This is a genomic window from Afipia sp. GW823-FHT06G09 (assembly GCF_058794875.1).
This window is the reverse complement of sequence record NZ_JBXAHF010000001.1, coordinates 992137-1006887: the sequence shown is the minus strand read 5'-3', so window position 1 is coordinate 1006887 and position 14751 is coordinate 992137. Positions and strand designations below refer to the sequence as shown.

The following is a 14751-nucleotide window of genomic DNA, read 5'->3' as shown; positions in this document are numbered from 1 at the left end:
ATGACCATCAATCTCACACCCCCGGATGTTCGCGAGCTGAGGCCACGCATCACCGTGTTCGGCGTCGGCGGCGCGGGCGGTAACGCTGTCAACAACATGATCTCCGCCGGTTTGCAGGGGGTCGATTTCGTCGTCGCCAACACCGACGCGCAGGCCCTCACCATGTCGAAGGCCGAACGTATCGTGCAGATGGGCACGCAGGTCACCCAGGGTCTCGGCGCGGGTTCGCAGCCGGACGTTGGCGCCGCGGCTGCCCAGGAGGTCATCGATGAGATCAAGGATCATCTCTCGGGCGCGAACATGGTGTTCGTCACCGCGGGCATGGGCGGCGGCACCGGCACCGGCGCGGCACCCGTGATTGCAGCCACCGCGCGCGAGATGGGCATCCTCACCGTCGGCGTCGTCACCAAGCCTTTCCACTTTGAGGGCCAGCGCCGCATGCGCACCGCGGAGTCCGGGATCGCCGAACTCCAGAAGGTCGTCGATACGCTGCTGATCATCCCGAACCAGAACCTGTTCCGCGTGGCCAACGAGAAGACCACGTTCGCCGACGCCTTCGCGATGGCCGACCAGGTGCTCTACTCGGGCGTTGCCTGCATCACCGACCTGATGGTCAAGGAAGGCCTCATCAACCTCGACTTCGCCGACGTCCGCGCCGTGATGCGCGAAATGGGCAAAGCGATGATGGGTACCGGCGAATCGACGGGCGAGAAGCGTGCGCTGACCGCGGCGGAAGCTGCGATCGCCAACCCGCTGATCGACGACAGCTCGATGCGCGGCGCACGCGGGCTTCTGATCTCGATCACTGGCGGCAAGGACCTGACGCTGTTCGAAGTCGACGAAGCCGCAACCCGCATCCGTGAAGAAGTCGACAACGACGCCAACATCATTGTCGGCGCGACGTTCGACGAGAGCCTCGACGGCATCATCCGCGTGTCGGTGGTCGCCACGGGCATCGACACTGTCGCCGCCAGCCGCGCCGCGCCGGCGCCGGTGGTCACTTCGGGCGCGCCCGAAAGCCGCCTGGCCGAGCTGACCGCGCGTCTGCGTGCCGACAATCAGCGCATGCAGGAGCGTGCCCAGCAGCAGAAGGCCGCCGCGGCACCTGCGCCGGTGCGTGCCACCGCCGACCAGATCGACCGCGCGGCGCTCGCCGCCATCGCGGAAGCCGTGTCTCCGACCGAGCGTCCGGCTCCGGCGCCGATGCAGCCCGCCGCCTATGGCGACGTCAGCGTGCGTCCGATTCCGCCGAAGCCCTCGCTGTTCCCGGATCACGATGAGCCGATGAACCTTCAGGAGGCCGCGCCGCCTGCGTCCTTCATTCCGCAGCCTGCCGAGCGTATGCCGCTCCGTGCGCCGCGTATGCCGCAGTTCGAGGAATTGCCGGTTCCGGCGCAGAACCAGATCCGGCAGGCGCGCGGCGAGACCGCCGAGGAGCATCCGCCGCAGAAGCGTGCTTCGCTGCTGCAGCGCCTGGCCAATGTCGGCCTCGGCCGTCGTGACGAGGAAACCGAAGCCCCGATCGCCGCCCGTGCGTCCGGCCCGGCCATGCCGTCAATGCCGCCGCTGCCGGAGCGCAAGCCGCAACGTCCGGTTCCGGCTGAGTTCGGCGGACCCGGTGGACCGGTATCTGAGTATGCTCGCCGTCCGGCACCTCAGGGCCTTGATTCGCACGGCCGTCCGGCTCCGGCCGCGCCGCAGGGCGGCGGGGAAGACCATCTGGATATCCCCGCCTTTTTGCGGCGTCAGGCCAACTGACGATTGTTACAATCGCTGAACGCAATAATGCCCCGGTCACAAGCCGGGGCATTATTCATGAGGCGCCGTCGTAGGCGACGGAATGTAAATTAAATATTTGTTTTTCCTGATAAAATTATTTGGTTACAGGCTGCCCTGAACCGGGGTGAAAGCCGTCCCCGCGACCGGGAAAATGGCCAGACCGGCGGCGTGATTGCGGCGAGTTTGGGGTAACAATCTGTAAACAAGCGTGAGTGGCGCTCTTTGTTGCAGAGGTTAAGGTTCTCGCACTTGGGGACGATCCACGGTCGCACCGCCGGCTCAACAGGCGAAACCAGTTCGGTTACAGCGACTTGGGATGACTAAAACTTTGGGCAATCGGGAATGAAATCGAGTCGGCAGACAACGCTCCGGTCGCAGGTCACCGTGACGGGCATCGGCGTTCATTCTGGATCTCCGGTCAGTGTGACGATCGGACCAGCCGAAATCAATTCAGGTTTTATCTTCACCCGCGCTGATCGTGAAGTGACCGCCATCGCGGCCTCCGTCATCGCCACCGATTTCGCGACCGTGCTGGGAGACGACCAGGGTCCGCTCGTTTCCACCGCCGAACATGTTCTGGCCGCGCTGCGCGGCATGGGCGTCGATAACGCCACCATCGAAGTCGACGGGCCTGAAGTGCCGATCATGGACGGCAGCGCCGCTCCCTTCGTGGATGCGATTGATAGAGCCGGTATCGTTCAGCAGAACGCAGCTCGCCGTTTCATCGAAGTTTTGAAGCCCGTAAAGGTCGAGATGGGCGAATCGTTCGGCGAACTCCGCCCCCATGCCGGCGGGTTCCGCGCCGAGCTGGAAATCGACTTTGCCAATTCTTCAATCGGCCGACAGGCTTACGCCTTCGACCTCGACGCCGGCAGCTTCCGCCGCGATATCTGCCGCGCCCGGACCTTCGGCTGCGTCGGCGACGTCAACAAGCTCTGGAGCGCGGGCTACGCCCTCGGCGCTTCGCTTGAGAATTCCGTCGTGTTCGACGACACGCGCGTGCTGAACACCGAAGGCCTGCGCTACGCCGACGAATGCGTCCGTCACAAGGTTCTCGACGTGGTGGGCGATCTGGCGCTGGCCGGCCTGCCGCTGATCGGCCTCTATCGTTCGGTGCGTGGTGGCCACAAGCTCAACCATGCCGTGCTCACCGCGCTGATGGCCGACCGTCACGCCTGGCGGATCGTGGAAGCTGTCGAGCCGGTGCTGGAACGCCCGGCCGTTGCCCGCCGCGCCGCGCGGGGCCACGCCGATGTCGCGGGCGGCATGGTCGCCGTAGCCTACGGCCCGGACGTCTCCTGAGCGTTTGCCGTTTGCGCGCTGACGGTTTCGGAACTTCCGGTCTAACCAGTTCGTCGTTTGACGAGGGTACCGTTTAACCAAGCCATTGTTGAACTGCCGAAATCCGCCTTAATCCCGGCGAATTGTCCTCCTATCCGGTTGGTTAAGGCCCGTTTTTCAGTTACATAGGCGCGCTGGACAAGCCTTGGGGATTGCTTCGGGATTGTTTTTTGCCGCGATGGCGGCCGCAGGCTGGTCAGCGACCCAAACCACGTCGGATTCATATTCAGGTCGGCCCAAACGTATGACGCTCGAACTGCGCAATAGTCCCGACCCGTCCCTGATGAGCCGTATCGGCCGTCGGGCACGCCTTGCGTTCGGCCTGATGGTTCTGGCCGTGCCACTCAGCGGCTGCGGCACCGGCGCCCTGTGGGACAAGTATTTCGCCAAGGAAGAAACCTTCGTCGATGAACCGGCGGACAAGCTCTACAACGAGGGCTTGTACCTGATGAACAAGAAGGGTGACCGCAAGTCGGCGATGAAGAAGTTCGAAGAGGTCGACCGCCAGCATCCGTATTCGGAATGGGCGCGTAAATCTCTGCTGATGTCGGCCTACGCCGCTTACGAGAATGGCGACTACGACGAGTGCATTTCGTCCGCCAACCGTTATGTCGCATTGCATCCGGGCAGCCCGGACGCCGCCTATGCGCAGTATCTGATCGCCGCCTCGAACTTCGACCAGATTCCGGACGTTTCGCGCGATCAGGGCCGCACCGAGAAGTCCATCGCTGCGCTTGAGGAAGTGATCCGCAAGTATCCGACCTCGGAATACGCCAGCAGCGCCAAGCGGAAGATCGAAGCCGCCCGCGACCAGCTCGCCGGCAAGGAAATGACCGTCGGCCGCTACTATATGGACAAGAAGGACTACACGGCGGCGATCAACCGCTTCAAGGTGGTGGTGACTCAGTACCAGACCACGCGCCACGTCGAAGAGGCGCTGGCGCGTCTGACCGAGGCCTATATGGCGATCGGCATTGTCGGCGAGGCGCAGACCGCCGCCGCCGTGCTTGGCCACAACTTTCCTGACAGCCGCTGGTACAAAGACGCCTACAATCTTGTAAAGTCCGGCGGTGTCGAACCGGCCGCCAACAAGGATTCGTGGATGACCCGCGCATTCAAGAAGGTTGGCCTCGGCTGATTTTCTTGTTGCAGGACTAACCCCGCATGCTGGCCCGGCTTTCGATCCGCGACATCGTCCTGATCGAGCGGCTCGATATCGATTTCCTCAAAGGTCTGGCTGTCCTCACCGGTGAAACCGGCGCGGGCAAATCCATCCTGTTGGACGCATTCGCGCTGGCGCTTGGCGGGCGCGGCGATGCGAGTCTGGTGCGCAACGGCGCCGAGCAGGGCCAGGTGACGGCCGTGTTTGATGTGCCGAAGAAGCATCCCGCCAGCGCCATCCTCCGCGAGAACGGCTTTGAGGATACCGGCGAGATGATCCTGCGGCGGGTGCAACTCTCCGACGGACGCACCCGCGCGTTCCTCAACGATCAGGCGATCAGCGTGCAGACCCTGAAGGCGGTCGGGACCACACTGGTGGAAATCCACGGCCAGCATGACGAGCGGGCGCTTGTGGATACCGCCACGCATCGGCGGCTGCTCGATGCTTTCGCGGCCCTCGAGAAAGACGTGAGCGCCGTCGAAGCACTCTGGGATGCGCGCCGCACCGCGCGCACGGCGCTGGACGAGCATCGCGCCGGGATGGAACGCGCTGCCCGCGAGGCGGACTATCTGCGCCACGCCTCGGATGAATTGAAGAAACTCAATCCCCTGGAAGGCGAGGAGACCTCGCTGGCGGAACGCCGCACCGTGATGATGCAGGGCGAGAAAATCGCCGAGGATTTGCGCGAGGCGCAGGCCGCGGTCGGCGGCCCGCAGTCGCCGGTCTCGTCGCTGGCGGCTGCCGTGCGCCGGCTGGAGCGCCGTGCGGGAACCGCGCCCGCGCTGATCGAGCCCGCGGTGAAGGCGATGGACGCCGCGATCAACGCGCTGGAAGAAGCCGACCAGCATCTCCATGCGGCGCTGATCGCCGCCGACTTCGATCCGCTCGAACTTGAACGCATCGAAGAGCGGCTGTTTGCATTGCGCGGAGCCGCGCGAAAATACTCGACACCGGTCGATGGGCTGGCGGCGCTGGCGCAGCGTTATGCGTCGGACGTCGCGCTGATCGATGCTGGTGCGGACCAATTGAAGGTTCTGGAAAAGGCGGCCTCCGCCGCCGACAAGGCTTATGACGCGGCTGCGCAGAAGCTTTCAGCCGCGCGCAGCAAGGCCGCCGAGAAGCTGAACAAGGCCGTCAACTCCGAACTCGGGCCGCTCAAGCTCGACCGTGCGAAATTCTCGACGCAAATTGAATCTGATCCGGCCTCACCCGGCCCGCAGGGCTTCGACCGCGTCGAATTCTGGGTGCAGACCAATCCGGGCACCAAGCCGGGCCCGCTGATGAAGGTCGCGTCCGGCGGCGAGCTGTCACGCTTCCTGCTGGCGCTGAAAGTCGTGCTTTCGGACCGTGGTTCGGCGCCGACGCTGGTGTTCGACGAAATTGATACCGGTGTGGGCGGCGCCGTGGCCGACGCCATCGGCGCGCGGCTGGCGCGGCTCGCCGAAAAGGTTCAGGTGATGGCCGTGACCCACGCACCACAGGTGGCGGCGCGGGCGGATCAGCACCTGCTGATTTCCAAGGATGCGCTCGACAAGGGTAAACGCGTTGCCACGCGGGTCGCGCTGCTTGCCAAGGATCATCGCCGGGAGGAAATCGCGCGGATGCTCGCTGGGGCGGAGATCACCGCCGAGGCGCGTGCTGCCGCCGAACGGCTGCTCAAAGCCGCGGGTTAGAGCGTTTTCGAGTGGGAATTGGAAACCGGATCGCGTGAAAAATGCGTCAAAACAAAAGGCTCTAGTGCTTCGATCCTCGCCGCGGGCACGCCGGAACAGCAATGCCTAAAGTTAAAACCGACAAGACCCCCGTTGCGCTCCTGACGCGGAAGCAGGCAAGTGCCGAGCATGCGCGGCTGGCAACGGATATTGCCGCGCACGACAAGCGCTACTACCAGCAGGACCGGCCGAGCATCACCGACGCCGAATACGACGACTTGCGCCGGCGTTATAACGCGATCGAAGAGCGCTTCCCGGAATTGCGCACGCTGGAGTCGCTGTCGCTAAAGGTGGGCGCGGCACCGAGCGGTCGATTCAAAAAGGTGCGCCACGCGGTGCCGATGCTGTCGCTCGACAATGCGTTCGCCGAGCAGGACGTCACCGATTTCGTCGGCCGCATCCGCCGTTTTCTCAAGCTCGGCGACACCGAGGCCATTTCGTTCAGCGCCGAGCCGAAGATCGACGGCCTGTCGATGTCACTGCGTTACCAGGACGGTGAACTTATCACCGCCGCGACCCGCGGAGACGGCGCGGAAGGCGAGGATGTCACCGCCAATATCCGCACGCTGCACGACGTGCCGCACAAACTGAAAGGCCGCAACATTCCGGCGGTCTGCGAGGTGCGTGGCGAGGTCTATATGACCAAGGCCGCCTTTCTGAAGCTTAACGAGCGGCAGAAAGAGGCGGGCGAGACGATCTTCGCCAATCCGCGCAATTCGGCCGCCGGTTCGCTGCGCCAGAAGGATCCGGCGGTTACCGCCTCGCGCCCGCTCGGCTTCTTCGCCTATGCCTGGGGCGAGATGAGCGACATGCCGGCTGATACGCAATCGGGCATGATCAAGTGGTTCGAGCATTGCGGCTTCAAGACCAATCCGCTGACGAAGGTCTGCCGCTCGGTGGAGGAACTGCTTGCGTTTCATAGGAAGATCGAAACGCAGCGCTCGCATCTCGACTATGACATCGACGGCGTGGTCTACAAGGTGGACCGGCTCGATTGGCAGGAACGCCTCGGCTTCGTCTCGCGTACGCCGCGCTGGGCGATCGCGCACAAGTTTCCGGCCGAGCGCGCCACGACCGTGCTCAAGGACATCGAAATCCAGGTCGGCCGCACCGGCGCGCTGACGCCTGTCGGCAAGCTCGAACCCGTCGGTGTCGGCGGCGTCATCGTGCAGAACGTGACGCTGCACAACGAGGACTACATCAAGGGGATTGGCGGCAAGGGCGAGGTGCTGCGCGAGGGGCGCGACATCCGCATCGGCGACACCGTCATCATCCAGCGCGCGGGCGACGTGATCCCGCAGGTTGTCGATGTGGTAATGGACAAGCGGCCGAAGGGCGCGAAGGAATATCACTTCCCGAAAAAGTGTCCGTGCCCGTTACACACTGAAGTGGTCCGCGAAGAGACGGCGACCGGCGAGGAAGGATCTCGCACACGCTGCACCGGCGAATTCGCCTGTCCGTTCCAGAAGATCCAGCACCTGATGCTGTTCGTGTCGCGCCGCGCGTTCGATATCGAGGGCTTTGGCGAAAAGCAGATCGAGTATTTCTTCGAGCAGGGCTGGGTGAAGGAGCCCGCCGACATCTTCACCCTGGAGGCGCGCAACAGGACGCTCAAGCTTGAGGAGATCGAAGGCTACGGCGAAACCTCGGTGCGCAACCTGTTCGACGCCATCAACGAGCGGCGTGACATCGGCCTCGACCGTTTCATCTATGCGCTCGGCATCCGCCATGTCGGCGAAACTACCGCGCTGGCGCTGGCGCGGGGTTACGGCTCATGGGAGGCTTTTCACGACGCCTGCGTGAAAGTCGCCAAGGGCGATGAGCAGGCCGTCGGGGAGATGGACGACCTCGACCAGATCGGCGACACGGTGATCCAGGCGGTGGCGGCATATTTCGGCGAGAGCCACAATCGCGGCATTGTCGAGCGGTTGACCAAGCAGGTAAAGATCCGCGACGCCGAGAAGCCGAAGAAGGACACCGCCATCGCGGGCAAGACGGTGGTCTTCACTGGCTCACTGGAGAAATTCACCCGCGATGAAGCCAAGGCCACCGCAGAACGTCTCGGCGCCAAGGCGTCCGGCTCGGTGTCGAAGAAAACCGACTATGTCGTCGCCGGGCCGGGCGCTGGCTCGAAACTCGCCGAGGCCAAGAAGCTCGGCGTCAAGGTGCTGACCGAAGACGAGTGGCTGGCGCTGGTGGGTGGTGCTTAACCCCACCTCTCCCGTGGGAGAGGTCGACTTCGCGGCAGCGAAGTCGGGTGAGGGCGTAGAATCTCTCGATAGATCCAGAGCCCCTCACCCCAACCCTCTCCCCGCCGGGGAGAGGGAGTAACAGCATCGACGTGGCGAAGCCTCGATCTAAAGGGAAGTGGTTGCCCTAGATCAGTCCCGTCTCTTCGCCTTCCGCCTCGATGATTTTTTCAGTTGTCACCGGGACGTGCGTTCGTGGCACGAGCAACACGATCACGACGGCGCATGACGCCGAGATGATCAGGATCGCGATATTGAGCGGCAGCGGTGTCGCGAACTGACCGCCGAGGAACGCCCCGAGCTGCGAGCAGAGCGAACCGAAGCCCATTTGCAGAAATCCCATCGCGCCGGCTGCCGTGCCCGCAGCTTGCGGACGAATGCTGATGGCGCCGGCGGACGCGTTGGCCATCGCAAACGCATTGCCGAACATCACGATCATATGGGTGCCGAACAGCCATGACGGCATCTGGTTGAGGCCGGTGACGCCCCAGATGACATTGAGGATCGATCCGCCGATTTGGAGCGCGATCCCGAGCCAGATCATGCGGTCGATTCCGTGACAGGGCGAGAGGCGCACCGAGACCAGATTGCCAAGCAGGTAGGCCAGGCCCGACGTTGCAAACCACAAGCCGTACTCTGCGGTGGAGCGGTGCATCTGGTTGACGACGATATAGGGGCCGCCGCCCGCGAAGGTGAAGATGATCGCTGACGCCAGCATCTGGCACAGCACATAACCGATGAACACACGGCTCGCCGACAGTGCACGGACGTCCTTGAAGAACCCACTGTCCTCAGCCGGTCCCCGTGCGGGGCGAGTCTCCGGCAGACCCAGCGCGATGCCGGCCGCGATCGCGACCGATGTTGCCGCCATGAAATAGAAAATCGCGCGCCAGCCGAAGCTGGTTTCCAGCAAACCGCCGATCAGCGGGCTGAGAAGCTGCGCAATCATCATCACCGCGATGACGAGGCTGATCATCCCGCCAACGCGTTCGCGCGGATAGAGATCGCGGATGATCGCGCGGCTCATCACCATGCCGGTGGCGCCGCCCAGGGCCTGCAGGAAACGCCCGGCAATCAGTTGCGGCAGGGTCTGCGCGAACATGCAGATGACGGTCGCAATCACCGCAAGGCCGAGCCCCGCCAGCAGCACCGGCCGCCGCCCGAAGCGATCCGACAATGACCCGGTCACGAGTTGCGAGATCGCCAGCCCAACCATGAACAGCGAGACATTGAGCTGCACGGCGGAGACGTCGCTGTTCAGTGTCTTTGCGAGGATCGGCAGCGCCGGCACAAGGATGTAGAGCGAGACCGGCGCGAGGCCGTTCATCGCCACCAGCATCAGCAGCAGTTTCCACGAGGTTGGGTTTGCCGCTTTCACGGCCGCGGTCCTTGGATCGGTCACGTTGTCCGGATCTTTTTGGTTGTCGTCAGCGTGTAGCTTCCGTCATCTCTCGTGTGTCATGGGTTCGGTTGCCGCGTCGAGCCACACTTTTGTCGCCTCGTCGACCAGCGGGCGGATCTCCTGCCGCACCCGCGCGTGATAATCGTTGAGCCAGCGCAGTTCCTGTTTGCTGATGCGGTTGGCGTTGATCAGCCGCCGGTCGATGGGCGCAAGCGTCAGCGTCTCGAACGCGTTCATCGGCTTTTCGGCGCCCTCGATCTTCGCCTCGACCACCAGTTCGAGGTTCTCGATGCGGATGCCGAAGGCATCGGTCTTGTAGTAACCGGGCTCGTTGGACAGGATCATGCCGCGCTTCAGTGGCGTGGTGCCGAGCTTGGAAATGCGTGCCGGGCCTTCATGCACCGACAGGTAGCTGCCGACGCCGTGACCGGTGCCGTGATCGAAGTCGATGCCGGCGTGCCACAAAAACTGCCGCGCGAAAGCGTCGATCTGCGCTCCGGTGACGCCGTCGGGAAACACCGCACGGGAAATCGCGATATGTCCGCGCAGCACGCGGGTGAAGCGGTCGCGCATCTCGTCCGTTGGCTCGCCGACAGCGATGGTGCGGGTGACGTCGGTGGTGCCGTCCTCATACTGCGCGCCGGAATCGATCAGCAGCAGGTCGCCCGGTGCGATGCGGCGGTTGGACTTGCGGGTCACGCGATAATGCACAATGGCCCCGTTCGGGCCAGTGCCGGAAATGGTCGGGAACGACACGTCCTTCAGCGCGCCGGTTTCGCGGCGGAAGGTTTCCAGGGCTTCGACGGCGTCGATCTCGGTGAGTTTGCCGGATGGTGCTTCCTTGTCGATCCACGCCAGAAACCGGACCAGCGCTGCGCCGTCGCGTTTATGCGCTGCGCGAGTGCCCGTCATCTCGGCGGCGTTCTTCACGGCCTTCAGCATGGCGACCGGATCGGTCACACGCACCGGCTTGCCGCCTTCGGCGACAATCATCCGGCTCAGTGCATCGGCGGCCGTTGCGGCATCGAGACCGATGTCGGCCTTGGCGCGTGCCAGTTCGGCAAGCCGGGGCATCAGCGCATCGGGCTCCTCGACACCCGCATTCTTTTCGAGGTGATCGCGTACGCTGTTCGACAGTTTGCGGTGATCGATGAAGATCGTCGGCCTGCCGTCTTTTGGCACCAGCGCGTAGGACAGCGGCAGCGGCGTGTGCGCGACGTCCGCACCGCGGATGTTGAAGGTCCATCCCACCGCGTGAGAATCCGACAAGACCAGCGCGTCGACATTGAGCTTGGCGATTTCGTTGCGGATGCGCGCAAGCTTGTCGCTCTCGCTCTCCCCGGCGAACTGGGCAGGGTGGACTTTCACCGCCCCGAGCGGCGCGGCGGGACGGTCAGTCCAGATCGAATCCACCGGATTGCTGTCCACCGCGATCAGCTCCGCCCCGGCCTTTTCGCAGACCCTGGCAAGGCGTTCGGCTGCCGCCGAAGTGTGCAGCCAGGGATCAAATCCAAGGCGGTCACCCGGTGACAGGTTCGCGGTGAGCCAGGTTTCCGGCGGCGGTTCGATCAGGGATTCGATGGTCCAGGCTTTCGTATCGACCTGCTTCGCGGCCTGGATCGTGTAGCGCCCGTCCACAAAAACGGCAGCCTTTCCCGTCAGGACGGCGGCCAACCCGGCCGAGCCCGTGAAGCCCGTCAGCCATGCCAGCCGCTCGTCGGAGGGCGGCACATACTCGTTTTGCTGGCTATCGGCGCGGGGAATCACGAACCCTGTCAGTTGCCGGCGCAGCAATTCCTCGCGGAATGCCGACAGACGCGCGGTCAGCGCGACGCCGCCTTCGGGCTCGTCGAATGACTGGAACTGGGCTTCGAACATCTGGCGACCTTAGAATTCCGGGGCGGGGGCGGCAATGCGCTGCCCCTCAATGGTGGCATGACTTGTGCTTGACACAGAATTAACCCCGCATCCAACGACGGCTGTGGGGACTAACAGGTGACGGGGAACGATTTGGCGACTGCAACTGTTGAGGTTACTGCGCCGCCAGGAAGCGCGAAGGGGTGTGTTTTTCAACTCAATGAAGAGGGGATAGGGCATGCCAGCATTTATGTTTGAGAAGATTTCGCCGCCGTTACATCAGGCGAGCGGCATTCCAGCGGTCACGATCAAGGAGCCGCGCGGGGTCATCGTCCAGATGCTTGATCGCCTGACGGAAAGCCGGTTGCGGCGCGAGGCACGGCGGGCACGATTTGAAGCTGGCTATACCGAGGCCGACATCACACCGCATCGGATGAAACGGGAATAACGTCTGCAAGTCGGCGAGACTTAGCGCCGTTGCATCAAGAGGCTGCTCCAGCCGTCGATCTGGATTGGCTTGAGCAGCTTCAAGCCTGCGCCGCGGTAGGCGGCGACCACGCTGTTCGCCTGATGCGGCAGCAATCCCGACAGGATCACGAATGCACGCGGCGCCAGATGCCGCGCCATGTCGGGCGCAAGCCGCCGTAGCGGGTTGGCGAGGATGTTTGCCATCACCAGACCGAAGGGGCCATTCGCCGCGAAGTGAGGTGAATGGAAGCCTGTCGCATGGACGGCCTCGACCCAGTTTCCGACGCCGTTGAGATGCGCGTTCTCATCCGCCACGATCACCGAACGGAAGTCGATATCGCTGGCCAGAATCCGCCGGCGCAGCGCCTTCGCTGCGGCGATGGCGAGCACGCCGGTTCCCGAGCCGAGGTCGAGAATCCGCTTGGGGGTTCGCTGGCTCAGCACCTGATCGAGCAGCAGGAGGCATCCACGTGTGGTGCCGTGGTGGCCGGTCCCGAAGGCCAGCGCGGCTTCGATCTCGATCCCGAGCTTGTTGGGGGGCACCCGGTCGCGGTCATGGCTGCCATGGACCACGAATCGCCCGGCGCTGACCGGCACCAGATCTGCGAGGCTCGCCTTGACCCAGTCCTTGGTCTCGACCGTACCGAAGACGATCGACCGGGCCGCCGCGTCTCCCGCAGTCTCTGTGACCAGCGCCCGGATGAAGTCCTCGTCCGGAGCTTCGGCGAAATGCATGGTGATGTCCCAGCGGCCGCCCGGCGCCTCGAAGGCAGCGATGGCGAGGTCATGGCTGGGGTAGCGCTCGGTGATGGCATCCACGATGCGGCTGGCCGTGCGTTCGTCGCCGATGGCGAAGGTGGCCTGCGTCGCGGGCGAGGGGGAGGATGAGGTCACGGGCGGGTCCAGCGGGCTGAGGATCGTGATTGCATCGCCCATTTTCCCACGCTCTGTCCACCGGTTACGCACCGAACATACCGGGGTTCTTCACACTTTGTTAACCAGAGTTTTCCACACGTTAGTAAAGCTTTAACCAGGCGGAAATCCACTGATTATCCACAGGGTTATCTACAGCTTTTCAACAGCCGGTGGGCGCTCTTTCCCCAGCCCTTCAAGAGAAGATTCCCTGATGGTCCCGGAGGATAACGGCTGCCGCGTTGTGTCCCGGCGCGCCGGTGACGCCGCCGCCCGGATGGGCTCCTGATCCGCAGTGATAGAGACCCTTGAGCGGCCCGCGGTAGTCGGCATGGCCGAGCATGGGGCGAGCGGAGAACAACTGATTGAGCGACAGCGCGCCGTGGAAAATGTCGCCGCCGAGCAGTCCGAATTCCCGTTCCAGATCGAGCGGCGACAGCACCTGCCGCTCGATGACGCTGCGGGCAAATCCCGGAGCGTAGCGATCCACGGTGGCGATCATCAGGTCGGCAACCTCGTCGCGATGATCGTCCCAGGACCGGCCGCCCGGAAGCTGAGGCGCGACATGCTGGCAGAACAGGCTGGCGACATGCTTGCCGGACGGGGCCAGCGAGTCATCGAGCGTGGAGGGGATCAGCACCTCGACCACCGGTTCGCGGCTCCAGCCGTGCTGGCGCGCGTCGAGCCAGGCGCGGTCCATGTAGGCGAGGCTCGGCGCGAGGATGATGCCCGCGGTGAGGTGGTCGCCGGGGCCGGGCAGCGCCTTGAACGAGGGCAGCGCCGACAGCGCCACATTCATCCGGAAGGTGCCGGAGCCGTTGCGCCAGTTCGCGATGCGGTCGAGGAACGGCTTTGGCAACGCGTCCGCCGGGACCAGCCTGGTGTAGAGCAGCTTCGGATTGAGGCCGGAGACAACATAGCGCGCGCGGACCGTTTCGCCGTTGTCGAGGACCGTTCCGACGGCACGGTCGTTCTCGACGATCACCTCCCGCACGCCGGCGCCGGTCTGGATCTCCGCACCGTGGGCGCGCGCCGCCGCAGCCATCGCTTGCGTGATCGCCCCCATTCCGCCGATGGCATGGCCCCACAATCCCTTCCGGCCGTTCACCTCGCCGAACGCGTGATGCAGCATGACGTAGGCCGAGCCCGCCGCGTAGGGGCTGGCATAGTTGCCGACAATGGCGTCGAAGCCGAACAGCGCCTTGACCAGATCGCTCTCAAAACGGTCATCGAGCATGTCGCCTGCGGACCGCGTGAACAGGTCGAGCAGGGTTCGCTGGCTCTCCAGCGTCAGTCCGCGCAGGATGTTGGCGCTGCTGAAAGCATTGAAGGCCTCACGGATCGCCTGCACGCCGAAGCCTTCGACGATGTTTGGGGGCGCGCGGAGCACGAAGGCGCGCAGCACGTCGGCAATGGTTTCCAGTTCCCGGTTGAAATCGTCGATCTGCAACGCGTCGCGTTCGCTGAATTTGGCGATCGACTGATGCGTGCGGCCGTCGCCGGTCAACAGATAGCGACCGTCCGGCGCGGGCAGGAAGTTCTGCGCGCGCCGCTCCACAATCCGCAAGCCATGATGGTGCAGCCGCAGGTCCGCGATGACTTTCGGATTGAGCAGGCTGACCGTGTAGGCCGCCACCGAATTACGGAAGCCCGGATGGAATTCTTCAGTCACCGCCGCGCCGCCGACCACCCCGCGGCGCTCGATCACCCTGACGCGCAGGCCATTCATCGCGAGATAGGCCGCGCAGGTCAGGCCGTTATGGCCAGCGCCGATGATGAGCGCATCATAGTCCGACATGCCTCAGTCATAATCGCGGGTCGCGTCACGCGCGAGTGATTTCTGTCACGCGCATGTTATTGCCCGCTTGT

At 64.0% G+C, this 14751-nt stretch carries 10 protein-coding genes; 6 read left to right on the top strand and 4 right to left on the bottom strand.

Annotated elements, in window-relative coordinates; all coding sequences use genetic code 11:
* The 5 genes from ftsZ to ligA all read left to right on the top strand — a co-directional run bounded on the left by ftsZ (position 1) and on the right by ligA (position 8204).
* Complete coding sequence (gene ftsZ / locus AC1Q67_RS04960) at positions 1-1758, top strand: cell division protein FtsZ (protein WP_492234970.1); 1758 nt, start codon at positions 1-3, stop codon at positions 1756-1758.
* Positions 1759-2121: 363 nt separating this feature from the next.
* Positions 2122-3081, top strand: a complete 960-nt coding sequence (gene lpxC, locus AC1Q67_RS04955) for a UDP-3-O-acyl-N-acetylglucosamine deacetylase (protein ID WP_492234971.1) — start codon at positions 2122-2124, stop codon at positions 3079-3081.
* Between the two features lie 283 nt (positions 3082-3364).
* Positions 3365-4258 carry an outer membrane protein assembly factor BamD gene (locus AC1Q67_RS04950; protein WP_024576357.1) on the top strand — a complete coding sequence of 298 codons (894 nt, stop codon included), beginning with the start codon at positions 3365-3367 and terminating at the stop codon, positions 4256-4258.
* A gap of 26 nt (positions 4259-4284) precedes the next feature.
* A complete protein-coding gene (gene recN / locus AC1Q67_RS04945; RefSeq protein ID WP_492234972.1) occupies positions 4285-5955 on the top strand; it encodes a DNA repair protein RecN in 1671 nt (556 codons plus the stop codon).
* Between the two features lie 101 nt (positions 5956-6056).
* Positions 6057-8204 (top strand): NAD-dependent DNA ligase LigA, encoded by a 2148-nt coding sequence (ligA, locus tag AC1Q67_RS04940; protein ID WP_492234973.1) that lies wholly within the window; start codon positions 6057-6059, stop codon positions 8202-8204.
* 166 nt (positions 8205-8370) lie between these two features.
* Here ligA and AC1Q67_RS04935 read toward each other — a convergent pair whose 3' ends face one another.
* Positions 8371-9645, bottom strand: a complete 1275-nt coding sequence (locus AC1Q67_RS04935; RefSeq protein WP_492234974.1) for a multidrug effflux MFS transporter — start codon at positions 9643-9645, stop codon at positions 8371-8373.
* Between the two features lie 42 nt (positions 9646-9687).
* Entirely contained in the window at positions 9688-11523 is a 1836-nt protein-coding gene (locus AC1Q67_RS04930; protein WP_492234975.1) for an aminopeptidase P family protein, read from the bottom strand.
* A 217-nt stretch (positions 11524-11740) separates the two neighbouring features.
* Between AC1Q67_RS04930 and AC1Q67_RS04925 the strand changes: the two genes are divergently transcribed.
* Positions 11741-11950, top strand: coding sequence for a hypothetical protein (locus AC1Q67_RS04925; RefSeq protein WP_492234976.1), 210 nt, complete (start codon positions 11741-11743; stop codon positions 11948-11950).
* Positions 11951-11970: 20 nt separating this feature from the next.
* Here the strand turns inward: AC1Q67_RS04925 and AC1Q67_RS04920 are convergent, their stop codons facing one another.
* On the bottom strand, positions 11971-12906 hold the full coding sequence (locus AC1Q67_RS04920) for a 50S ribosomal protein L11 methyltransferase (RefSeq protein WP_492234977.1): 936 nt from the start codon (positions 12904-12906) through the stop codon (positions 11971-11973).
* A gap of 172 nt (positions 12907-13078) precedes the next feature.
* Positions 13079-14680, bottom strand: coding sequence for a phytoene desaturase family protein (locus tag AC1Q67_RS04915; protein ID WP_492234978.1), 1602 nt, complete (start codon positions 14678-14680; stop codon positions 13079-13081).
* Positions 14681-14751 lie beyond the last annotated feature (71 nt).